The following is a 26,083-nucleotide window of genomic DNA, read 5'->3' on the forward strand; positions in this document are numbered from 1 at the left end:
CACAAGGGGTCGTCTAAACACCGGAGATCCCCTGTGGGAGCGAGCCTGCTCGCGATGGCAATAGTGGCCGCACCTGAAAGTCCCAATGCCTGGCACAAAAAAACCGCCACCCCTGATCCAGGAATGGCGGTTTTTTCGATTTACCTCAAACCCGCGAACGCACCCACCCCGCCACTTCCGAGTGAATCCCCACAACCTCCCCCAACAACCCCGCCATGCGCATAAAGTCATGGGTCATGCCCGGCTGTTCCAGCAACGTCAGCTCATTCCCCGCCGCACGCAAACGATCGGCATACGCCAAGCCTTCGTCATGCAACGGATCATGCCCGGCCAGGTACACCAGCGCCGGTGCCACACCCGACAGGTCCGCTGCCAGCAACGGCGAACAGCGCCAGTCCACGAGGTCCTGGGGAGTGCGCCCGTAATGCGCATAGAACCAATCCAGCGTTGGCGTTTCCAGCAAATACCCCTCGGCGAAATCCCGATGCGAGGCGCGTTTCGTCGTTGCATCCGTCACCGGGTATAGCAGTACCTGTGCCTTGGGCTTCAACGTCAGTTCCTCAGGCTCATGCACCGCCATGATCGACAACACCGTGGCCAGGGTCGCGCCAACGCTGTCACCGACCAGCGCCACCCGATTCGCGTCCAGACCCCGGGCCGCACCTTCGCGCACCAGCCAGTTGCCGGCATCGCAGGCATCCTGCACCGGTGTCGGGAAACGCCATTCGGGCGCCAACCGGTAATCCACGGTCAACAACGCAAAACCACCCTGTGAAGCCAATCGCCGACACAGCGCATCATGGGAATCGAGACTGCCGACCACATAGCCGCCGCCATGGAAATACAACACCACCGCTTGCAATCCCTCGACCGCTTGCCCGTCGCGATACAACCGCGCCGGCAGGCTATGGCCGTCGCGCGCAGCAATGGTGAAGTGTTCGCAGGCCACGTTGTCCAGCGGCACATCGAGAAACCCCGAGGATGCCTCAAAATCGATCCGCGCCTGTTGCGGCGACAGTTCATGCATCGCGCGACTTTTGCCGGTCATCCGGCCGAACTCGGCGAGTTCAAGAAATGCTTCAAGTTCTGGCAATACGGCCATGGGAAAATCCTTCTACACAAATAGATCAATACAAAATCTTGAAACGAGCGGAGATTTTGTAGGGGACCGTGGCGCTCCCGTTTAAGCGATGGCCAAACGGCGTTCCAGCAGATCTTCCAATTCATCCAGCAACTCATCACCGCGCAGCAGCTCGTAGTGCCCACCCGCCAACAAACGATCGACGCCGTGGCGGCCGACCTGAGACTCAAACACCCGGCGTTCATCGTCGCGCCCGGCCACCCACCAGCGATGGGCCATGGCCTGAATCGCCGGCAGTTGTCGATGGGCCAGTGCCAGTTGCTTGAGGCGTGAACCGGTGGCGAAGATCTGCGTCAGTTCCCCGACACCCAACGCGGCGTGCTCGTTGGAGCCGTACATGGCCGCCTCGATCACCGCCGTGGCCCCCTCGCGCTCGTTCAAACCAGCAGTTTTCAACGCAATCAGCGCCTGCGCCTCATCGGTCGGCAACCCGAGCACAAACCTCAGGAAGTCGCCCAAATCTTCACGCCAGCCCCCAGCTTCAGCGGTGCCCGCCACATAACTGTCGACCAACCCGGCAAAGGCGACTGTTTCACCCTGGGTTTCCAGTTCGTGGGCGACCAGTTGCGTCAACGCACCGCCCAGCGACCAGCCCAGCAAGTAATACGGCCCCTTCGCCTGCTGCCTGCGAATCCACTGCGTATAGGCTTGTGCCATGACCAACATCGATTCGTCCTGCCATTGCGGGTCGAGCAACATGCGGCATTGAACGCCGTACACCGTGCGCCGGCCTTCCAGGCGCCGCGCCAACGGTTCGTAGTCGAATACCGTGCCGAAACCGGCGTGCAGGCAGAACAGCGCCGGCACATTGGGGATCCGCGCATTCAGTGCCAACAACGGGTCCGGTGCCGATGTAATGGGCTCCGCCGCCTGATAACCGCTGAGCTCTGCGATGCATGGTTTCTGCATCAAATCCCGCAGCTTCAATTCAAAGCCCAGTTGCGGCTGGCTGCGTACCCGCGAGATGACTTTGAGCACCTGCAACGAGTCGCCGCCCAGTTCGAAGAAGTTGTCGTCGATGCCCACTTGTGGCACGCCGAGCACTTCTTGCCAGATCGCGGTCAACGCCGTTTCCAGCGCGTTGCGCGGCGCTCGATAACCACCAAGTGCCCATTCAGGCTCCGGCAGTGCGCGACGGTCGAGCTTGCCGTTGGCCGACAGCGGGAAGCGCTCCAGCAGCAGGATCCGCGCCGGCACCATGTAATCCGGCAGTTGCGCTTGCAGTTCAGACTTCAAGCGACGATCCAGCCCGACAGCGCCGGCCGCCACCACATAACCGACCAAATGCTTGCCGGTCGGCGTGTCGTGGACCACCACGGCGGCATCCTGCACACCCGCACAATCACGCAGACGTGCTTCGATTTCGCCCAGTTCGATACGGAATCCACGGATCTTCACTTGCTGATCCAGCCTTCCCAGGTAATCGACCAACCCGCACTCGCGCTGGCGCACCAGGTCGCCGGTGCGGTACATGCGGCCACCAGCCTCGAACGGATCGGGAATGAAACGCTCGGCGCTCATGCCCGGACGCTGGTGATAACCCCGTGCCAGGCATTCGCCGCCCAGATACAACTCGCCGCTGACACCCACCGGCAAGGGGTTGAGATCAGCATCGAGCACATACACACCACGCCCTGCCACGCCTCGACCAATCGGCGCATAAGCCGCGTCACAGGTTCCGCTGACCTCAGCACGCCACAACAGCGGCGTGACCACGGTTTCCGTCGGGCCATAGCCATTGACCAGACGCTGCGGACGCAAGGCGCGCTTGACCTGCTCGAAACTGGCATCCGGCACCGCATCACCGCCAAAGCAATACACCTCGACCGCCGGCGGATTGCCCAGACGCTCGGCGACTTCAGCCATCTGTTGCAGGTACGCCGGCGGGAAGCAGGCGACGGTAACGGCATGACGATGCAGCACTTGAAGCGTCTGTTCCGGGGTCCACAAACTGTCCTCGCGAATCACCAGACTGCCGCCGGCCAACAGCACGCTTAACCAGCGCTCCTGAGCACCGTCGAAGGCGAACGACATGAAGTGCAGCTCGCGACTGCGTGGTGCCAGTTCGTAGAGGTCGATGATCCCTCGGCAATGTCGAGCAATCGATCCGCGTTCCACGGCCACGCCTTTCGGTTGGCCGGTGGAGCCTGAGGTGTAGATCAGGTACGCCAGATGCCCCGGCAACGGGTTGGAAACCGGGCACGCTGCATTGTCGGCAACGCTCAGCTGATCGAGCAGCAGGCGTGGCGGGCTGTCGGCCAGGGTCAGCCGTTCGCCCAGATCGCTGTCGCAGAGCAACAGGCTGGYGGCCGAATCGCTCAACATATAAGCCAGCCGTTCGGCCGGGTACGCCAGGTCCAAAGGCAAGTAAGCCGCCCCTGCTTTAAGCACGGCGAGGAACGCGACGATGGTGCGCTCGGAACGCGGCAACGCTACCGCCACCAGACTTTCCGGGCCGATGTCGCGAGCGATCAATTGCTGCGCCAGTCCATTGGCCTGCGCCTCAAGCTCGGCATAACTGACTTCGCGATCTTCACAGAACAAGGCAATTTTCTGCGGTTGCGTGAGTACATGCTGATTAAACGCATGCAGCAAATCGGTGTTGTCGGCCGACGCCAGCGGCAGGCTGATACGCGATTCAGGCAAGCCAATATTGCCGAGCAGACACGTCGCGTCCTCCGGCAACGCACGCAACAAACCTTCCAGCTGCGCACGAATCCGCTCGACTTCCACTTCACTGAAGCGGTCCCGCAGAAACAGATACTCGACTTCCAGGCCTTCTTCGTTGGCACTGACCATCAAGTCCATCGGGAAGTTGGTCACCCCGCCGCTGCCGACCTCGGCAAAGCGCAGTTCACCCTCCTCGCCCCCGCGCAACGCACGGTCCACCGGATGGTTTTCAAACACGATGATGCTGTCGAACAAGCCCTGACCACCCTGCCCGGCCCAGCGCTGAATGTCCGACAACGGCGTGTGTTCGTAGTCGCGGACCATCAGGTTGTAATCCTGCAACTCGCGCAGCCACTCGCCCAACGGCTGTTGCGGGTCGAGGGTCTGGATCACCGGCAGGGTGTTGATGAACAAACCGAGCATGTCCTGCGCCCCGGCAAGTCCCGTCGGGCGCCCCGCCACCGTGGCGCCGAACGCGACGCTGCGCTGGCCGCTGTGGCGTTGCAACAGCAGCAGCCACGCACCTTGGACCAGCGTGTTGAGGGTCACGCGCTGRCGCTTGGCGAAGCTGTGCAGTTTGCGCGTCGCCTCGGCATCGAGGTTGCTGTACATCACACCATGACCTACACCAGCGGCACCGGAGGCCTTGGCCAGAATGGTTGGTGTTTCGAGCAATGCCAACCGCTCGCGCCAGAAGCCTTCGGCCTGCGCACCGTCCTGACGTTGCAGCCAGGCGATGTAGTCGGCATAGCGTCCAGTCAAAGCCGGCAGAGTGTCGTTGTGGTACAGGCGCAGCATGTCAGCCAACAACCGCGATGCGCTCCAACCGTCCAGCAACAGGTGATGGTAGATCCAGATCATCTGGTAACGGTCATCACCGAGGCGAACCAGAATGAAGCGCATCAGCGGCGGGCAGCTCAGGTCGAAACCTTTGGCCTGCTCCGCTGCCGCCAGCTCCGTCAATGCCTGCTCAGTGTCGCTGCGTTCACGCCAGTCGAGCTCTTCAATCGGCAACTCGACGTCGGCGAACACCGCTTGCAACGGATCGACCAGACCATCGCGCCAGCGGAATGCTGCGCGCAGCACTTCATGACGCTCGACCAATGTCTGCCAGGCCGCACGGAAACGCGGCACCTGCAAACCGTCCACCGCCACACTCAACTGGTTGACATAGGGATTGAGCTCCGGTGAATCGAGGCAATGGAACAGCATGCCTTGCTGCATCGGCGACAGTGGATACAGGTCTTGCAGTCCGTCGCGGGCGGCGAAGTCGATGTGCGGCACCAGCGAGAAGGCTTCGACTTTCGGCGCTGCAACCAACGCCGCTTCACGGCTGATGGCCACCGCGGCGAGCGCACGGATGGTTTGCTGTTCAAACAGTTGCTTGGGACTGAACACCAACCCGCGCTGCCCGGCACGGCTCACCGCTTGCAGCGAGATGATCGAATCGCCGCCCAGTTCAAAGAAGTTTTCGGTGACGCACACCAAGTCCAGCCCCAATAGTTCCTGCCAGATCTCCACCAGCAACGCTTCGGCCGGCGACGCGGCGGCCACGTGATCGTGTTGCTGCCGAGTCGCTTCCGGGGCCGGCAGCCCCTGACGATCAAGCTTGCCGTTCGGCGTCAGTGGCAACGCCGCCAGGCACATCAAATGCGCCGGAAGCATGTGCGCCGGCAAACGGCTGCGCAGATGAGCCGTCAGCGCCTCACGCAGATCCTGCTCATCGGCGAGCGGATCGCGCGGCACCACGTAGCCGATCAGTTGGCGGCTGACTGGGCCGTCGCGGTCGATGACGAAGGCTTCACGCACGTCTTCGTGTTCGAGCAGGCAGGCTTCGATTTCCCCGAGTTCAATCCGGAACCCGCGAATCTTCACTTGCTGGTCGATCCGGCCCAGGTATTCAACAACGCCGTCAGCGCGGAACCGTGCGAGGTCGCCGCTGCGATACAAGCGCCCGCCCGGTACAAACGGATCCGGCACGAAACGTTCAGCCGTCAATTCGGGACGTTGATGATAACCCCGTGCGACACCCTCGCCGCCCAGGTACAACTCGCCCGCCACGCCCACCGGCAACGGCTGCAAGCCGCCGTCCAGAATATAGGCGCTGCGATTGCCCACCGGCCGGCCAATCGGCATGAACGCCGAGTCGAATTCGGTATCTGGACAGGCCAGCCAGATCAGCGGCGTGATCACTGTTTCGGTCGGGCCGTAGCCATTGATCAGGCGCTTCGGTTGCAATACCTGCTGCACTTCATCAAACGCATGCTTGGCCATGCCTTCACCGCACGGGGTGTAGGAACGAATCGGCAGATTGCGCCCCGCTTCGCCCATGAAATCGGCGATTTGCGCCAGGTAGCTCGGGGTGAAGCAGGCGATGGTGATGCCGTGCTTTTCAATCTCGGCGCACGTGCGCTCAACACTCCACAACTCATCGTCACGGGGCATCACCGCCGAACCGAACACCAGCGGCGTCAGCCAGCGTTCGTGGGCGCCGTCGAAGCTGATCGAGGCGAATTGCAGCTCGCGGTCTTCCGGGGTCATGCCGTACAACTCGCCGATCGACAGGCAATGCATGGCCAGCGGACCGTGAGCGACGCTCACGCCTTTGGGTCGCCCGGTGGAGCCGGAGGTGTAAATCAAGTACGCGAGGTTTTCACCGCAGGTCAGGTTGACCGGGTTGGTTTCAGGCATCGACGCCAGCGGTTCGAGGTCGACTTCGAGCACTGCCAGACCTTGCGGCAACGGCAGTTTTTCCCGCAGCCACGACTGGCTGATCAGCAAGGAAATCCCGCTGTCTTCCATCAGATAGCGCAGGCGTTCGGTCGGGTACGCTGGATCCAGCGGCACGTAAGCGCCACCGGCCTTCAGGATCGCCAGCAGGCCGATGATCATTTCCGGCGAACGCTGCATGGCCAGGCCGACTCGCACCTCCGGGCCGATGCCCAGTGCGCGCAAGCGGTGGGCTAGTTGATTGGCGCGACGGTTAAGTTGATCGAAGCTCAACTCCAAGTCATTGAAGATCAGCGCGGTTGCGTTCGGGCGGAGAACAGCCTGGGCTTCGATCAGTTGATGCACGCACAGCGGGTTTTCCGTTGCGGTGAACGGCGGGTTCCACTGCAGCAACTGTTGCGCACGCTCCGGCGCGGTCAGCAGGTCCAGTTCACTCAATGCGGCATTGGGCGCGGCGACCATCGACGCCAGCAGCGCGGCCAGATGCTCGCTCATGCGGGCAATGGCTTCGCTGCTGAAATGGCTGCACTGGTAGCTCCAGTTCAGGCTGAGCTGATTTTCAGCGGTGGCCGCCAGAGTCAATGGGAAGTTGGTGCGTTCATGGTTCTGCGCAATCGAGAAGCTCAACCCGGCCGGAGCACCCTGTTGCAAGGCTTGGGCGACCGGGAAGTTTTCGAACACCAGCAGGCTGTCGAACAGCGGCTCGCCGGCACGCCCGGCCCAGCGCTGAATATCGCCGAGGGCGGTGAATTCATGCTCACGCAATTCGAGGTTCTGCGCCTGCAAGCGGCTCAGCCATTGGCCGACGCTTTCAACCGCGTCCGGCGTGCTGATCACCGGCAAGGTGTTGATGAACAGCCCGAGCTGGCTTTCGGCTCCAGGTAAATCCACCGGCCGCCCCGCCACGGTAGCGCCGAACGCGACGCTGCGTTGACCGCTGTAGCGTTGCAACAGCAATGCCCAGGCACCTTGCACCAAGGTGTTGAGGGTGACTTTTTGCTGACGGGCGAAATCGCTGAAGCGTTGGCTGGTGGCGACGTCGAAAGTCTGGCGATGATCGGCGAACGCTGCTGTCGACAGGTTTTTACTATCACCATGGGCCAGGCTTTGGGCCAACAACGTCGGATTGTCGAGGTTCGCCAGTTGCTCGCGCCAGAACTGCTCATCCGCCTGCGCGTCCTGACGTTGCAGCCAGCCGATGTAATCCGCGAAACGCCCTGTAGGTGCCTGCACTTCCAGCCCGGCATAACGCTGCAAGACTTCGCTCAGCAGCAGCGAATTGCTCCAGCCATCGAGCAACAAGTGATGGTGGGTGTAGATCAGTTGCTGGCGCTCGTCGTCCAGCCGCACCAGCGTCAAACGCATCAATGGTGCCCGAACCGGATCGAGTTGCAGGCGTTCGCTGTCGATCAACTGTGCCAGTGCTTCGACCTGATCGTCACGGTTGCGCCAATCGAGGCAGGTCATCGGCAATTGCAAATGACGATGGACCAATTGCACCGGCGCTTCGAAGCCATCCGGGAAATGGAAACTGCTGCGCAGGATCGGATGGCTGTCCAGTACCGCCTGCCAGGCGCGTCCCAGTCGTTCGGCATCAAGGCCACGGGCTTCGACGCTGAGCTGGTTCACATACGCGCCAGATTCCAACTCGTACAAGCTGTGGAACAACAAACCGGCCTGCATCGGCGACAGCGGATACAGGTCATCAATCTGTGTCGGCGGCACCGGCAAACCATCGAGTTGCGCTTGAGTCAGGCGCGCCAGCGGGAAGTCCGCCGGGGTCACGCCGCCCGCGCCATCGCTCAGGCAATGGGCGATCAACGCCAGCAATTCGCGCTGGTAATCCGCGGCCAGCGCTTCGATCTCGCGCTGATCAAAGCACTCGCGACTGAAGGTCCAGTCGAGTTTCAGTTCACCGCCATAGACCTGACCGTCCACCGACAGCCAGTTCGGCAGCGGTGCATCGGCAGATTGCGCGGCACCGCTGGATTCGCGCGCTGGAGTAAACAACGCGTCCTCGGCGAAGCTCTGATCAAACTGGCCGAGGTAGTTGAACGTCACCCGCGCCTGCGGTAATGCGGCCAATGCCGCTTGGGTCGATGCATCGCCCATGTATCGCAAAAAGCCGTAGCCCATGCCTTTGCCGGGGATCTCGCGCAGTTGCTGCTTGATCGCCTTGATCGAACAAGCCAGGTCGGCGGTCGGCGTCAGGCGCACCGGGAACAGGCTGGAGAACCAGCCGACGGTGCGGGTCAGGTCGATGTCGTCGAACAGTTCTTCGCGGCCATGGCCTTCGAGTTGAATCAGCGCCGATTCGTCACCGGTCCAGCGGCTGAGGGTGCGGGACAGTGCGGTCAGCAGCAGATCGTTGACCTGCGTGCGGTAGATCGCCGGCGCCTGTTGCAGTAATTGACGGGTCTGCTCGCGGTCGAGGCCGATGCTGACGCCTTGGCGCAAATGCCCGGCCTGACTGGCTTGGGCGTTGGCGGCTGGCAGCGAATCATTCGCCACGCTGAGCTGCGCCTGCCACCAGCTCAGTTCACTGACAGCGGCTTCGGAGTGCGCATACGCGGCGAGCTTGTCGGCCCAAGCCTGGAAGGCGCTGGTCTTCGGCGGCAGGTCTTGCCCTTGGTAAGCGGACTGCAAATCTTCCAGCAACACCCGCCAGGACACACCGTCTACCGCCAAATGATGGATCACCAACAGCAACCGCTGGGAGCCATCCGCCTGGGTGATCAACGCTGCGCGCAGCAGCGGACCGTCTTGCAGGTTGAGGCTGCGTTGCGCTTCGTCGCACACCGACTCCAGCGAGGCATCGCTGGCTACGCGGGCGGTCCAGAGCATGTCGATGACATCGGCGCTGTCGGCCCCGACATAACGTGCCGACCATTGACCATCGACCTGACTGAAGCGCAAACGCAGGGCATCGTGCTGCTTGAGCAAGCGTTGCAGCGCGGCTTGCAGGCGCGGCAGTTCGAGGGTTTCCCGGGGCGTCAGCAACACGGCCTGGTTCCAGTGCGCGCGTTGCACAATCGGTTCGTCGAAGAACCAGCACTGGATCGGCGTGAGTGTTTGCACGCCGTCCACCGGCCCTTGTTGCGCCAGCGGTGCGGTTTGTTCTTTGACCACAGCGGCCAGCGCTTGCAAGGTCTGTTGCTGGAACAGGTCACGGGGTTGCAGGCTCAGACCGGCGCGACGCGCACGGCTGACCACTTGAATCGAAATAATCGAGTCGCCGCCCAGTTCAAAGAAGTTGTCCTGACGCCCCACCTGCTCCACGCCCAACACGTCTTGCCAGATCTTTGCCAGAACCTGTTCGTGTTCGCTGCGTGGCGCTTCGAAGGCGCGTTGGCTGACTTGCGCGGTTGGCGCGGGCAGGCGTTTGCGGTCGAGTTTGCCGTTGGGGCTCAGGGGCATTTGCTCGATCAGCACGGTCTGCGCCGGCACCATGTAATCCGGCAGGCTGGCGAGCAGATGGCTTTTCAGGATTTCGCGCCACGCGCCTTGTTGCTCGGCAGTGGCATTCAGCAGTGCGCGGTCCTGCGGCACGAGGTACGCGACCAGTTGCTTGCCGCTCGGGCCATCGAGGGCCAGCACCACGGCTTCCTGCACGTCGGCATGTTCTTGCAGGCGCGCTTCGATTTCGCCCAGCTCGATACGCAAACCGCGAATTTTCACTTGATCGTCGATACGCCCGCAGTAGTCGATGGCGCCGTCGGCGCGATAACGCGCCAGGTCACCGGTGCGGTACAGGCGCTCGCCGCTGCCGAACGGATCGACCACGAAACGCTCGGCGGTCAGCGCGCCACGGCGGTGATAGCCGCGCGCCAGACCGACGCCACCGAGGTACAACTCGCCCACCGCGCCCAACGGCAACGGTTGCAGTTCGCTGTCGAGGATGCAGGTGCGCAGGTTGGCGATCGGACGGCCAATCGGCACGCTGTCGCGGCCCTCTTCCACACAGGTCCAGTGGGTCACGTCGATGGCCGCTTCGGTCGGGCCATAGAGGTTGTAGAGATTGGCTTGCGGCAAGCTGCGCAGGGTTTGGCGTTGCAGCTCCATCGGCAGCGCTTCACCGCTGCAAATGATCCGTTGCAGCGAGGTGCAGGCCAACGACTCATCGGTCCCGATGAACGCTGAAAGCATCGACGGTACAAAGTGCAGCGTGGTAATCGCTTGCTCAACGATCAGCGCAGCCAGGCGTTGTGGATCGCGATGTTCGCCCGGTACGGCGATCACCAGCGTGGCGCCCTTCATCAGCGGCCAGAAAAACTCCCACACCGACACGTCGAAACTGAACGGCGTCTTTTGCAGCACGCGGTCCGTGGGCTGCAATTTGTAGGCCTCTTGCATCCACTCCAGACGGTTGTGCAGCGCCACGTGACGGTTGCCCGCGCCTTTAGGCTTGCCGGTAGAACCGGAGGTGTAAATCACATACGCAAGGTTTTCGGCGCCGGCGAGGTTCGGTAGATCGTTGCTCGGCAGTTCACTCAGCCAATCGGCCTCGGCACGCAGGCACAAGGTCCGCACGTTATCGGGGGTCGGCAATTGCGCCAGCAAATGTTCCTGCGTCAGCAACAACGAAATGCCGCTGTCTTCGATCAAGTAGCTCAGGCGATCCAGCGGGTATTCCGGGTCCAGCGGCACATAAGCGCCACCGGCCTTGAGAACCGCCAGCAGGCCGACGACCATTTCAAACGAACGGTCGCAGGCAATCCCCACCAGCACTTCCGGGCCAACGCCCTGAGTGCGCAAGTGATGGGCCAAACGATTGGCGCGCCGGTTCAGTTCGGCGTAACTCAGGGTCTGGCCCTGGAACACCAGCGCCGTCGCCTCCCCGTTTTCGACTACACGCTCTTCGAAATGGCGCTGCACGCAGACTTCACCCGGATAAGCCTGAGTCGTGTCGTTGAGGTCATCAAGAATGCGCAGACGCTCGTCGGCGTCCAGTAGCGGTAACTCGGCGAGCGGGCATTGCGGATTCGCCAGCACGCCGGCCAGCAGGTTTCGCCAATGACGGGCCAAATGCTCGATGCGCTCGGCGTCGAACAGATCCGTGGCATAGGTCAGGCTGGCGAACAGTTTGTCGCCCTCCTCCTGCGTGTCCAGTTGCAGGTCGAATTGGGTGGTGTGCGCCGTGGCATTCAGCGCTTCGACGCGCAGCCCGGCGAGCAAGCCGCTGACCGCCGCCGGCTTGGCTTGCTGGTGGTTGAACATCACCTGGAACAACGGGCTGTGGCTGAGGCTGCGCTCACCTTGCAGCGCCTGCACCAGACGCTCGAACGGCAAGTCCTGATAATCCTGGGCGTCCAGCGACGCGGTGCGGGTCTGGTCGAGCAACTGGCTGAATGGCAGACGTCCATCCAGTTCAGCACGCATGACCTGAGTGTTGACGAAGAAGCCGATCAGGCCACGGGTTTCACTGCGGTTGCGGTTGGCAATGGGCACGCCAACGCGCACGTCGGCCTGGCCGCTATAGCGATAGAGCAACGCCTGCAAGCTCGCCAGCAACAGCATGAACGGCGTGACACCGCGCTGTTTGGCCAAGGCCATCAGACCACTGGACAAGGTTGCATCGAGGGCGAAATCCAGACGCGCACCGCGCTGGCTCGGTTGCGCCGGTCGTGGACGGTCGGTGGGCAACTCCAGCAACGGTTGCTCGTTGCCCAAGCGCCCGCGCCACCAGTTGAGTTGACGCTCCAGCTCGCCCGCTTCCATCCAGCGGCGTTGCCACAAGGCGTAATCGGAATACTGGATCGGCAGCGGTTCCAGCGCTGCGTTTTGCCCTTGGCAATGCGCGGCGTAGAGCCGGGAGAACTCTTCCACCAGCACGCCCATCGACCAGCCATCGGTGACGATGTGGTGCAGGGTCAGCAACAGCACATGGTCCTCGGTATCGAGCTGAAACAGACTGACCCGCAACAGCGGACCGTGTTGCAGATCGAATGGCCGCGAAATTTCCTGTTCGACGCTTTTCATCGCGAGATCAAAGCGTTTTTCCTGTGATTCGCCGTGCATGTCGATTTTTTCAATCGGCAACGAGGTGAACCCGGCCAGCGTCTGAACGACGTGACCATCGTCCTCGAAAAAACGGCTGCGCAGGCTCTGATGCCGCGCCGACAACACATCAAAACTGTGCTGCAACGCCGCGACATTCAGCGGCCCGTGCAGGTGCAACGCCGCCGGTATGTTGTACGCCGAACTGTGCGGATCAAGCTGCCAGAGGAACCATTGACGCTGCTGTGCGTACGACAGTTCGAAGCGCGTTTGCGGTTCGCAAGCCGGCGGAATCGGCAGTTGGCCGAAGCTCACGCCCTGCTCCTGCATGCGGCTCAGAAATTCGCGGCGCTTGTCGGCAGGCAGGCCGGCGAAGCGGCTGGCGATACGCTGGGCAGTGGTATGTTCCATCAATTGATCTCCATCTCGTCGAGCAGCGACTCAAGCGCATCAAGACGTGCATCGTGGTCAGCCGGGGCGTGTTGCCCGGCCATGGCGGCATAGGCCTGCAGGTCGGTGGATTCGAACAGCGCGCGCAGCGGCAGCTCGATGCCCAGTTCCAGTTCCACGCGGGCACTGGCCTGGGCGGCGAGCAACGAATGCCCGCCCAATTCAAAGAAGTTGTCGCGCCGGCCGATCTGCGCCACGCCCAGCACCTCGGCCCAAATGGCCGACAGGTGCTGTTCGAGGTCGCCTTCGGGGGCTTCGAACGGGCGTTGCCATTCCTCGGCATCCGGCAGTGGCAAGGCGTTGCGGTCGAGCTTGCCGTTGCCGGTCAGCGGCAAGGCATCGAGCAGCAGCCAGTGGCTGGGCACCATGTAATCCGGTAGATCGACCTTGAGCGCGGCACGCAGGTTGTCGCGCCAGGCAATCGGGTCGTGTGGGGTGTGCTCGGCCACGACGTAGGCGCACAACTGCGCTCCGCCGTCACCGGCGTGAACATTTAATACCGCTTGGCGCACGCCCGGTTGGGCCAGCAGCGCCGCTTCGATTTCGCCGAGTTCGATGCGGAACCCGCGAATCTTCACTTGCTGGTCGATGCGGCCCAGGTAATCGATGCTGCCGTCGCCACGCTGACGCGCCAGATCACCGCTGCGATAGAGGCGTTGAGAAGCCTCGAACGGGCTCGGCACAAAACGCTCGGCGGTCAGGCCGAAACGCCCGTGATAACCACGCGCCAGACCGGTGCCAGCGATGTACAACTCACCCGCTACACCCACCGGCACCGGCTGCAACTGGCTGTCGAGCAAGTACCAGCGCAGGTCGCGGATCGGCAGGCCAATCGGGCTTTGCGCCTTGCCGTCGAGGTCAGCCAATCGGATGGCACGGTAAGTCACGTGCACTGTAGTTTCGGTGATGCCGTACATGTTGACCAAGGTGGGCTGCTGGTCACCGAAGCGATCGAACCATGGACGCAGGCTGGCGACTTCCAGTGCTTCACCGCCGAAGATCACCTGACGCAGCGCCAGGTTTCGTTCGCTCGCGCAGGCAATCGGCAACAGTTGACGGAACGCGCTCGGGGTCTGGTTCAGCACCGTCACGCCTTCATCGCAGAGCAAGCGGTGAAACGCTTGCGGTTCGCGACTGATGTCATGCGGCACGATCACCAGACGCCCACCCGTACACAGCGAGCCGAACAGCTCCCACACCGAAAAGTCGAACGCGTAGGAATGGAACAGCGTCCAGACATCGGCCGGGCCGAAGTTGAACTCATCTGCGGTGGCGGTCAGCAGACGCCCGACATTGGCATGACTGAGCAACGCGCCTTTTGGCCGGCCAGTGGAGCCGGAGGTGTAGATCACGTAGGCGAGGTTGTCCGGGGTCGCCAGCGGTGTCAGGTTTTCATCGCTGTACGCATCCAGCTGCAACGATTCAAGGCTCAGCACCTGCACCCCATCGCGAGCCGGCAAACTATCAATCAAATGCCGCTGAGTCAGCAGCAGCGTGATGCCGCTGTCCTCGATCATGTAGCTCAGACGCTCGGCCGGGTATTGCGGATCGAGCGGCACATAAGCCGCGCCAGCCTTGAGAATCGCCAGCAAACCCACCACTAGCGGCATCGCCCGTTCGGTGGCGATGCCGACGCGCACCTCTGGGCCGACGCCCTGTTCGCTCAGTTTGCGCGCCAGTTGATTGGCCTGGGCGTTGAGCGCGGCGTAGCTCAGTTGCTCGCCTTCGTGGACCAGCGCGATGGCGTTCGGCCGTTGCTCGGCTTGAGCTTCGAATAGCTGGTGCAAGGTTGGCGACGAGAGTTGCGCCTCGAATGCCGGGTTCCAGTGCTGGATCAACGCCTCATATTGCGGCGCGTGAAGCAAGGGCAATTCGGCGACGCGTTGCTGTGGATCCTTGACCACCGCCCGCAGCAGGTTCAGCCACTGCTCGGCGAGCCGCTGCATCGACGCCTCGTCGTACACATCCGTGGCGTACGTCAGGCTGGCATCGAGTTCTTCGCCTTGCTCTTGAGTGTCGAGTACCAGGTCGAATTGCGCGGTGTGCTGCTGCCAGTGCAGACGCTCGACCTGCAAGTCGGCAACCACGCGCTCGACGCTCGCACCCAATTGCTGCTGATGGTTATAGAGCACCTGGAACAAGGGGCTGTGATTGAGGCTGCGGTCCGGCTGCAAGGCGTCGACCAGCTGCTCGAACGGCACGTCCTGATTGGCCTGTGCATCCAATGCGACCTGTTTGACCTGTTGCAGCAACGCACTGAATGGTTGCTGTCCGTCGATCTCGGCACGCAGGACCTGGGTGTTGATGAAGAAGCCGATCAGGCCTTCGGTTTCCAGGCGCGAACGCCCCGCGCCGGGCACGCCGACGCTGATGCTCGACTGCCCGCTCTGGTGATGCAGCAAGGTCTGGAAACTCGCCAGCAACAGCATGAACAGCGTTACTTGCTGCTCCTGGGCACGCTGGCGCAAACCGGTTAGCAACTGGCGATCAACGTTGAGCATCAGGCTGGCGCCGCGTTCGCTGCGTCGGGCCGGGCGGGACAGTTCACTTGGCAACTCCAGCGGTGTCTGGCTGCCGGCCAGTTGCTCGCTCCACCACGCCAGTTGCCGTGCGCCCTCGCCGGCCTCCAGCCAGTCGCGCTGCCAGCGGGCATAGTCGCTGTAGCTGACCGGCAAACTGTTCAGGTTTGCAGCGCGACCTTCGACGGCAGCCTGATACAACGCACTGAACTCATCAACCATGACCTGCATCGACCAGCCATCGGCGGCGATGTGGTGAACGGTCAGCACCAGCACGTGTTCGTCGGTATTCACTTGCAGCAACAACACGCGCCACAACGGACCGTTACGCAGATCGAACGGGCGGGCGATTTCTTCCGCCACGGCAGTGTCGACCGACGATTGATCGAGCGTACGGTGTTCCAGTTGCAGCGCCAGTGTGTCGTGCAGCACCGGACACGCCTGCTGACCATTCTGTTCGTAGGTGGTGCGCAGGGTTTGGTGGCGAGTCTGCAATTGAGTGAAGGCTTTGCGCAGGGCATCAAGGTTGAGCGGGCCCTTGAGGCGCAACGCGGCGGGAATGTTGTAGGCCGGGCTATGCGGGGCGAGTTGCCAGAGAATCCATTGGCGCTGTTGGGCGTACGACAGGATCGGCGGTTGATCGATTGGCGCAGGTTGCAGGATCGGTTGGCTGCTGGCGTTCGCCAGTGCCGCTCGCTCGGCAAACTCCGCCAAATTCGCGGCCGAGAACAGACAGCTCACCGACAGTTCGAGCTGGAGCTGCTGACGCACGCGGGAGATCACTTGCAGTACCAGCAACGAATGCCCGCCCAGTTCGAAGAAGTTGTCGTTGCGGCCCACTTGCTCGACTTGCAATACGTCCTGCCAGATCAGCGCCAGCTGCGTTTCCAGCCCTTGGGCCGGAGCCACAAAGTCATGTTGCGCATCTCTGGCTTGAGCACGCGGCAAAGCCCTGCGGTCCAGTTTGCCGTTGTTGTTGAGCGGCAGTCGGGCTAGCAGGATCAGATGGCTTGGCACCATGTAGTCCGGCAGCGACCGACGTAGAACAGCCTTGAGTCCTTCCAGATAGTCAGTTTCAGAAACCACCACATCGCTGGCCACGACATACGCCACCAGTTGCGTGCCGTCCTGAGCGATGACCGCTGCATCACGCACGTCGTCACAGGCTTGCAGGCAGGCTTCGATCTCGCCCATTTCAATGCGAAAACCGCGGATCTTCACTTGATGGTCGATACGGCCGACGTATTCCAGATTGCCGTCAGCGTTGTAGCGCGCCAGGTCGCCGCTGCGGTACAGCCGCGCGCCGGGTTCATGGGCAAACGGGTCCGGCAGGAAACGTTCGGCGGTCAGCGCCGGGCGATCGAAGTAGCTTTGCGCGAGGCAGGCCGGTGCGCCGATGCACAACTCGCCAACGCCACCGTTGGGCAGCAATTGACTGGCAGCGTCCAGCACATACAGCGCACGACCGGCGATGGCAGGACCAATCGGGATGCCAAACGCATCGCTGGCATCGTCGAGTCGGCATTCATGCACGCTGGACACCACGGTCGCCTCGGTCGGGCCGTAGGTGTTGAGCAAACGCACGTGGCTCAATCCGGCCTGATGCCATAAGCGCAAACCTTCGACCGACATCGCTTCACCGCCGACGTGGACCTGACGCAAATCACCGAGATCGGTGACCACGCCGCTCGCGCATTCGCGGGCCAGCAGGTACCAGTAAGCCGCCGGCAAGTCCGCCACGGTCACGCCTTGCTCGACGATTTTGGCAGCGAGGCGGCCGGCGTCCCACAATTCATCGCCGCGCATGATCAACGTCGCGCCGGCGCACAGGGCCGGGAAGCACTGTTCGACGAAACCATCGAAACTGAAGGTCGCGAACTGCAACACACGGTCTGACGCCGACAGCACCGAATAATCGGCGGCAGATTGGCAGAACTCGCGCAACGCGGCATGGGCGATGGCTACGCCTTTGGGTTGGCCAGTGGAGCCGGAGGTGTAGATGATGTAGGCCAGGTCCTCGGCGACCGCGTGGTTTTGCGGATCGTTTTCCGGGTAGCCCGCGTTGTCACCGACGCTGAGACGCGGCACGCCTTGCACATTTTCCAACGGACCGGATTCACACAGCAGCACGTCGAGGCGGCTGTCGTCGATCATGTAGGCCAGACGCTCTGCCGGGAAATTCGGGTCCAGCGGCACGTACGCCGCACCAGTTTTCAGCACCGCCAGCAGGCTGACGATCAATTGCGGACTACGGTGCAACGCCAGCCCGACACGTTTGCCGGGACCGGCGCCGTTTGCAATCAGGCGATGGGCCAGGCGGTTGGCCTGGGTGTTCAACTGCGTGTAGCTGAGGGACTGGCCGTCAACCTGTAAAGCCAGCGCATCCGGCGTGGCGGCTGCCTGAGCAGCGATTTGTTCGTGGACCCACAAGGTTGTGGATAACTGAACCGAGGTCGGTTGACTGATCGCCAGCAGCGAATCTTTACCCTCGATATCGAGCAGTTCCAACGCGCCCAATGCCGTATCCGGCTGCGCCACCAACTGCACCAGCACATGCTGCAGGTTGGCCGCCAACTCAGCGACCTGCGCTGCGCTGAACCGCGCCGCGTCGTAGCTGAATTCCAGGCTCAAGCCTTCACCCAGTTCAATGCCCAGGGTGAGCGGGTAGTGCGTGCGTTCGTGGTTGTGCAGGTTGCCGAATGACAACCCGGCCGGCGCGCCCTGCTTCAACGCTTCGGCGACAGGGAAGTTTTCGAACACCAGCAGGCTGTCGAACAGCGCCGCCCCTTGCTGCCCTGCCCAGCTCTGAATGTCATAAAGCGGCACATGCTCGAACTCGCGCATGGCCAGGTTCAGCCCTTGCAGTTCGCTCAGCCATTGGCTGACGGTRCAATCCGGCTTCATCACGCAGACCAGCGGCAGCGTGTTGATGAACAGTCCGAGTTGTTCTTCGATCCCAGGCAGCGGCGCCGAACGACCCGCCACAGTGGCCCCGAAGACCACGCAATCCTGACCGGTGTAGCGGTGCAGCAACAGGCTCCACGCCGCTTGCAGAACGGTGTTGAGGGTGACTTTCTGTTGGCGGGCGAAGTCGGCCAGACGCTGGGTTGCGCGACTGTCGAGGGCGACTCGATACGCTTCGCTGCCCTCCGCACCCACCGGCGGGCGCAAGGCTTCGGCGAGCAATGTCGGCGCCTCCAGCGGCGCCAACGCGGCTTTCCAGAACTGCTCGCCAGCGACAGCCGATTGCTGCTGCAACCACCCCAGATAATCGCGGTATTGCCCGGTCGATGCCGGCAGCGATTGCCCGGTGGCGTAATGCTGGATGACTTCGGCCAGCAACTGCGCGTTGCTCCAGCCGTCCATCAAAATGTGGTGGCTGGTGTAGATCAGGTGCCAGTCGTTGGAATCGGTGCGGACCAGCTTCAAGCGGAACAGCGGCGCGCTGCCCAATTCGAAGCCTTGGGCGCGCTCGGCATCGGCCAGTGTGTCGGTGTCGGTCGCGTCCAGCACTTCGAGTGGCAACTCGACCTGACGGACAATCGCCTGATGCGCGGTGTCGAGGTCTTGCCAGTGGAAGCTGCTGCGCAGGATATCGTGGCGCTCCAGTGCGGTCTGCCAGGCGTGGGCAAATCGCTCGGGATCGAGGCCTTGAATGTCCAGGCGCAACTGGCTGATGTAGGCGCCAACTCCCGGTTCGTACAGGGTATGGAACAGCATGCCCTGCTGCATGGGCGACAGCGGATACAGGTCTTCAAGGTTCGCGACCGGCAATGCGTCGAGTTGTGGCTGACTGATCTGCGCCAGCGGAAAGTCCGACGGTGTGGCTTGGGGCAATTCAACGGCGCAACAGTGATCGATCAGGGCCTTGAGTTCCAGCGCGTAATCGTCTGCCAGACGCTGGATGGTCGCGGTGTCAAACATCTCGCGGCTGAAGCCCCAGCTCAGCGACAACTCGCCGCCGTAGACCTGACCTTCGACTGTCAGCCAATTGCCCAACGGCGCCGACGGATCCTGGCCCAGACCGTTACCTTCGGTAGAGGGCAAGAACATCGCGGCATCGTCGAACTGACGGTCAAACTGCCCCAGATAGTTAAAGGTAATGCGCGGTTGCGGCAACGCGGCCAGTTCGGCACGAATCGTCGGGCTGCCGAGGTAACGCAGCGTGCCGTAACCGAGGCCATTGTCCGGCACGCCGCGCAGTTGTTCCTTGATGCTCTTGACCGATGCGCCGAGGTCGCTCGACGGCACCAGATTGAGCGGAAACAGGCTGGTGAACCAGCCGACGGTGCGGGTCAGGTCGATGTCGTCGAACAGGTCTTCGCGGCCATGGCCTTCGAGCTGAACCAGCGCGCGGCCCTGCCCGCTCCAGCGGCAAACCGCGCGCGCCAGTGCAGTCAGTAGCAGGTCGTTGACCTGAGTGCGATAGGCCGCCGGGGCGTGTTGCAGCAGTTTGCGGGTGTGTTCGGCGTTGAGTTTGAGTTCGATTTTGTGTTCGAAGCGGTTTTGCAGCGCGCCGTTCGGACGGTCGCAGGGCAGATCATTCGCTGCGTTTTTCAGTTGGGCCAGCCAATAACCGAGGCTGTTTCCAAAGGCTGGAACGTGCGCTTTCAGACGTTCGGCCCAACGCTGATACGTGCTGGTTTTCACCAACGACAGGTTGCCGCCACTGTAGAACCGCTGAAGATCTTCCAGCAGCACGCGCCAGGAAACGCCGTCTACCGCAAGGTGATGAATCACCAGCAGCAGGCGTTGAGTACCGTCAGCCATCGCCACCAGCAGAGCGCGCATCAGCGGTCCATTATGCAGATCGAGACTGCGTTGGGCTTCGTCGCACAGGGTATTAAGTTCTTCGACCGACCGGGCCTGACGCTGCCACAACACCGACTCCGTGGTGGGTGCTGCGTAGATTTGCTGCCAGCCTTCGACGGTCTGTCCATAACGCAGGCGCAAGCTGTCGTGGTGGGTCAGCAATTGCTCAATGGCGCGGTCCAGGACCTCGGCGTTCAATGCCTCACGCGGTACCAGCAGCAGCGACTGGTTCCAGTGCTGGCGCTCAGGGATTGCCTGCTCGAAAAACCACTGCTGCATCGGTGCCAGCGCCACCTCGCCCTGCGCCGGGCCTTGGTCGGTCAACGGCTGCTCGCCGCTGCGGGCCGCTTGAGCAAGGCTGCGAATGGTCTGGTGCTGGAACAGATCCTTGGGGCTCAAGACGATCCCGGCCTGACGCGCGCGGCTGACCACTTGCATGGACACGATGGAGTCGCCGCCCAGTTCGAAGAAGTTGTCTTCCAGACCGACGTTATCGATGGCCAGCACGTCCTGCCAGATCGCGGCCAGGGATTTTTCCAAAACGCTGCGCGGCGCGACGTGTTCGCGTTGTTGCGATGCTCCGTCGATGGCCGGCAAGGCTTTGCGATCGAGTTTGCCATTGGGGGTCAGTGGCAGGTGATCGAGGAACAGCAGGAACGCCGGAACCATGTAGTCCGGCAGATGCTGGCGCAGCGCGGCTTTCAAGGTTTCACGCTGAGTCGCTTGAGCGTCGACGTCGTCCAGCAAGGCTGGATCGTTCGGCACGATGTAGGCGACCAGTTGCTGGCCGTTGACGCCATCCTGCGCCAGCACCGCCAGTTCGCGTACGGCGTCCCGCTGCAACAGCCGCGCTTCGATTTCACCCAGTTCGATGCGAAAGCCACGAACCTTGACCTGATGGTCGATACGCCCGACGTATTGCAGCGTACCGTCGGCCTGATAGCGAGTCAGGTCGCCGGTGCGGTACAAGCGTTCACCGTTGCTGGCGAACGGGTTGGGCACATACTTTTCAGCAGTCATGCCCGGCCGTGCCAGATAACCGCGGGTGATGCCCGCGCCGCTGAGGTAAAGCTCGGCACAAACGCCTTGCGGCACCGGTTGCAGCTCGGCATCCAGCAAATAGCTGGCGGTGTGTTTGAGCGGGCGACCAATGTTGGCGCGGCCACCAGCCTCACGCCGGGTCCAGGTCGAATAGGTGGTGTCTTCCGACGGGCCGTACAGGTCGTAGACGTGTTCGACGGTTGGCTGCTGATACAACGCCTCCACCAGGCTCTGCTTCAGTGGCTCGCCGGCAAGATTAATGATGCGCACGCTTGGCGGGATCTGTCCGGCGCGCTGCAAAGCATTGATCGCCGACGGCACGGTGTTGATCAAGCGCACTTGATCCCGCGCCGGCAGCTGCGGCAATTCCAGGGCGTTGTGGGCGATGATCACCGAGCCACCATTGGCCAGGGTCACAAACAGCTCCCACACCGACAGGTCAAAGCAGACCGAGGTCGAGGCCAGCACGCCTTGGATGTCATCGCGGCTGTAGACCGATGCCGACCAGTCAATCAGCGCCAGCACGTTGCGATGGGCGATGGCCACGCCTTTGGGTTTGCCGGTGGAGCCGGAGGTGTAGATCACGTAAGCGAGGTTGTCCGGCGTAACGCGAGTTTGCGGGGCATTTGCCGGGTATTCAGTCCATGCCTGGCCGTCCAGCAGCAACACTTGGGTCTCGGCTGCCACGGTCAGTGTCGCGGCAACGGATTGCTCGGTCAGCAACACCAGGGCGCGGCTGTCTTCGAGCATGTAGGCCACGCGCTCGGCCGGGTAATCCGGGTCTAGCGGCACGTAGGCACCGCCGGCCTTGAGCACCGCGAGTAAGGCCACCAGTAAGCTTTCGGAGCGTGGCATGGCTACGCCGACGCGGACTTCCGGGCCGATACCCAGCTCGATCAATTTGTGCGCCAGGCGATTGGCCTGGATGTCGAGTTCGGTGTAACTCAGCTGCTTTGTGCCAAAGGTCACAGCCAATGCATGCGGATTCGCTGCGACTTGCTGGCTGATCAGTTCATGAATGCACAGCGCCTGCGGGAAGCTTTCGTCGGCGTGATTCCAGTCGTTGACAATGCGCTGGTATTCCGCGCTTTCCAGCAGCGGCAAATCACTGATGCGCTGCGTCGGATCACTGACCATGCCTTGCAGCAGAGTGGTCCAGTGCCGGGCCATGCGCGCGATGGTGTCTGCGTCGAACAGATCGTTGGCGTACGTCATTGCAGCGTGCAGCTTGCCGCCCTTTTCGTAAGTGTCGAGGGTCAGGTCGAACTGGGTGGTGCGCCCTTCCCACTCGATCACACCCAGCGCCAGACCGGACGCTGTGCTGACCGTGGCAATGTCCGCAACCTGCGGCTGGTGGTTGTACATCACCTGGAACAGCGGCGTGTGGCTGAGGCTGCGCTCCTGCTTCAGCGCGTCGACCAGACGCTCGAACGGCAAGTCCTGATGGGCCTGGGCACCGAGGGCGGTTTCCTTGATGGCGCATAGCAAGTCGTCGACGCGGGTTTGACCGTCTAGCTGCGTGCGCAATACCTGGGTGTTGACGAAGAAGCCGATCAAACCTTCGATCTCGGCGCGATTGCGGTTGGCAATCGGCACGCCGACGCGGATGTCGGTCTGCCCGGTGTAACGATGCAGCAACGCGTTGAACGCACCGAGCAGCAGCATGAACAGGGTGATGGTGTGTTTCTGCGCGGTGGCCCGCAGTTGTTCGGCCAGTTGCGGGTCGAYGGCGAATTCGTAGCGAGTGCCGCGATAGCTCGGCATTGCCGGGCGCGGGTGGTCGGTGGGCAGTTCCAGCACCGGGTGCTCGTTGCCCAATTGCGCTTGCCAGTAATCGAGTTGACGCGCCTGCTCGCCCGCTTCCAGCCAGCGTCGTTGCCACAGGGCGTAGTCGCCGTACTGAATCGGCAATGGCGCGAGTAGCGGTTGAGCGCCCGCGTCGAACGCGTCGTAGCAGCAGATGAACTCGTCGATCAGCACGTTCATCGACCAGCCGTCGGACACGATGTGGTGCAGGGTCAGCAGCAGCACATGTTCCTGATCGGCGAGTTTGAGCAACGTCACGCGTAGCAAAGGGCCGACTGCAAGATCGAATGGCTGCACGGACTGTTGCTCGGCTGCTTGCGATACGGCGAGTTCGCGCTCAGTGGCCGGGAGCGTGCTGAAATCCACATGATCGATGACCAGCGGCGCACTGGCCGGTACTTGCAGCAAACTGTCATCGACCTGGCGCTGGAACACCGTGCGCAGGGTTTCGTGACGTTCGACGAGGCTGGCGAACGCTTGCTCCAGCGCGGGCAGATTCAACCGTCCGGTCAGGCGCACCGCCCCCGGCAGGTTGTAGGCGCCGCTGTGCGGGTCCAGGTGCCAGAGAAACCACATGCGTTGCTGGGCGTACGACAACGCCTGGCGATCCTCGGCCTCGACGCCAGCCGGGATGGGAAACCGAGCGAAATCAACGCCCTCCTTGTGCAAGGCCGCAAGGAACATCTGGCGCTTTTCCAGGGGCAACCCGATAAACCGGCGAGCGAGTTTCAAGGAGTCTTCAGCATTCATTTCTAAGGATCCGGATCAGTGGCGGGAAGCACAAAGGCACGTCGTCCCTATAAAACGAATGCACACCGGAAAAATTAACGAATGAGAATAAGTATCAGGAAGGAGGCAGAACGCGGAACCTGAGGATGCCAAAAATCCAACTGTAGGAGCGGGCTTGCCCGCGAAGGCGGATTAACATTCAACATCAATGTTGACTGGCATGACCTCATCGCGGGCAAGCCCGCTCCYACAGTTTTTTTGTATCAGGCGCTGCCGGCCATGGCGTGGCGGCGATGGTGAACGTCGAGCTGATCCTTGATCACCCGCAACACCTTGGCCTCGTGCTCATGGATAAAGAAGTGACCACCGCTGAGCATGTCCAAGGAAAAACTGCCACGGGTTTCCTTGCTCCAGCCGATCAATTGCTCGGTGGTGGCGCGATCGGCCTTRCCACCGAGTACATGCACCGGGCAATTGAGCAAGGGGCGCTGCTGCGGTTCGAAGCGCCCGCACAGCAGAAAGTCCGCACGCAGAACCGGCAGCGTCAGGCTCATCAGCTCTTCGTTGGCCAACACCTCTTCGCTGGTGCCGTTGAGGGTACGCAGTTGCTCGATCAGTTCGGCATCGGTTTTCGGCTTGGCGAAACCGCGATCATAATCAGCGCGCATCGTCGGCGCGGCCGTACCTGAAGCGAACAGCGCGACCGACTCCGGGCAGCCTAGCGAGCGCAACGCATGGGCCATTTCACAGGCGAGCAATGCGCCCAGGCTATGGCCGAACAACGCGTACGGCGTCTTGAGCGTGGCGATTTGTTCCTGCGCGAGTTGCAGCGCCAGACGCCGCATGTCGGTGTGCAACGGCTCGCCAAACCGCGCGCCACGGCCGGGCAGTTCCACCGGTAGCAGCGTGAGCCACTGCGGCAGCTTGCGCCGCCAGCGGCTGTAAACCATGGCGCTCGCGCCTGAATAGGGCAGGCACAGCAATGTCAGCTGGGTCACCGAGCTTACCTCGAAAAGTTGTCTGTAGAGAGAACGGATGAGGCAGCATTTGAATTAGTCAGAGATCAAATGTGTGCGGGCTTGCCCGCGAAAGCGGTATGTCAGCACCATCAATGTTGACTGACACACTGCCATCGCGGGCAAGCCCGCTCCCACATTGGTTCTTTATTTCAAGTGGCGGAAGCTTTGGACGGCGGAACCGAGGACGACCGCGCCTGCGGCTATCGCCAGCCAAAACCCGCTACGCGCCCCGAACCCATCCACCAACCACCCCGAACCAGCCGCGCCAATCGCCACGCCGATGCTCAAGCCTGTGACCAGCCAGGTCAGGCCTTCGGTCAGCTTGGCCGGCGGCACGATGCGCTCCACCAGGGCCATGGCGACGATCAAGGTCGGCGCAAAAAAAAGCCCGGCAACAAACACCGCCAACGACAATCCAAGAATATTGCTCGCCAGCAGCAACGGCAGCGTCGTCACCGCCGTCGCCACCCCGCCGTACAAGAACAATCGCGGCAACGGCACTTTCGAGCGCAATGCCCCGAACGCCAGTCCGGCCATGCACGAACCCATCGCATATACCGACAACACAATACTCGCCGCCGCCGGTTGGCCCTGCTGCTGGGCAAACGCCACACTGACCACATCGACTACGCCAACGATGATGCCCATGGCGACCATCAACAGCATCAGCAACTGAATCTCGCCGGAACGAATAATCGAGCCTTGATGGTGCTCTTCATGCGGATGAATGGCCGGCTCGGTGCCACGTTGCAGAACGAACGCCGTGACGCCGATTGCCAGCATCAGCAAGGCCGCCAGCGGCCCGGCCTCGGGGAACGCCATCACGCACAAGCCCACCGACAACGGCGGCCCGACAATAAAGCAGACTTCGTCCAGCACGGACTCCAGCGCATACGCGGTTTGCAATTCAGGCTCACCGCGATAGACCTCGGTCCAGCGCGCCCGCACCATCGCCGACATGCTCGGCATGCAACCGGCGAGCGCTGCGAACACAAACAACGTCCACTGCGGCGCCTGCAAGCGGGTGCAGAGCAACACCAACAACAACGCCCCGCCACCGATCAGTGCGGACACAGGCAAGATCCGGCGCTGCCCAAAACGGTCCACCAGCCGCGAGACCTGTGGCGCGCAAAATGCCGTAGCCAGGGCAAAGGTCGCTGCTACAGCAC

5 protein-coding genes and 2 pseudogenes are annotated in these 26,083 nt (G+C 62.2%); all 7 read right to left on the bottom strand.

Annotation, left to right across the window (positions count from 1 at the left end; genetic code table 11):
• Positions 1-145: 145 nt before the first annotated feature.
• Positions 146-1,102, bottom strand: coding sequence for an alpha/beta hydrolase (locus AC1DSG_RS10560; RefSeq protein WP_477790832.1), 957 nt, complete (start codon positions 1,100-1,102; stop codon positions 146-148).
• An 81-nt stretch (positions 1,103-1,183) separates the two neighbouring features.
• Complete coding sequence (locus tag AC1DSG_RS10565; RefSeq protein WP_477790833.1) at positions 1,184-12,949, bottom strand: amino acid adenylation domain-containing protein; 11,766 nt, start codon at positions 12,947-12,949, stop codon at positions 1,184-1,186.
• A complete protein-coding gene (locus tag AC1DSG_RS10570; protein WP_477790836.1) occupies positions 12,949-13,356 on the bottom strand; it encodes a phosphopantetheine-binding protein in 408 nt (135 codons plus the stop codon). Before AC1DSG_RS10570 ends, AC1DSG_RS10565 begins: the two co-directional genes overlap by 1 nt.
• Positions 13,342-14,892: pseudogene (locus AC1DSG_RS10575) on the bottom strand (amino acid adenylation domain-containing protein); the annotation flags it as partial. The gene AC1DSG_RS10570 and the pseudogene AC1DSG_RS10575, both read right to left, overlap by 15 nt.
• Positions 14,884-23,916, bottom strand: a pseudogene (locus AC1DSG_RS10580) (amino acid adenylation domain-containing protein); the annotation flags it as partial. The pseudogenes AC1DSG_RS10580 and AC1DSG_RS10575, both read right to left, overlap by 9 nt.
• Positions 23,917-24,158: 242 nt before the next feature.
• Positions 24,159-24,893 carry a thioesterase II family protein gene (locus tag AC1DSG_RS10585; RefSeq protein ID WP_477790834.1) on the bottom strand — a complete coding sequence of 245 codons (735 nt, stop codon included), beginning with the start codon at positions 24,891-24,893 and terminating at the stop codon, positions 24,159-24,161.
• 165 nt (positions 24,894-25,058) lie between these two features.
• A partial coding sequence (locus tag AC1DSG_RS10590) for an MFS transporter (protein WP_477790835.1) occupies positions 25,059-26,083 on the bottom strand: 1,025 nt, incomplete at its 5' end.

This window comes from Pseudomonas sp. P5_A12 (assembly GCF_056400685.1).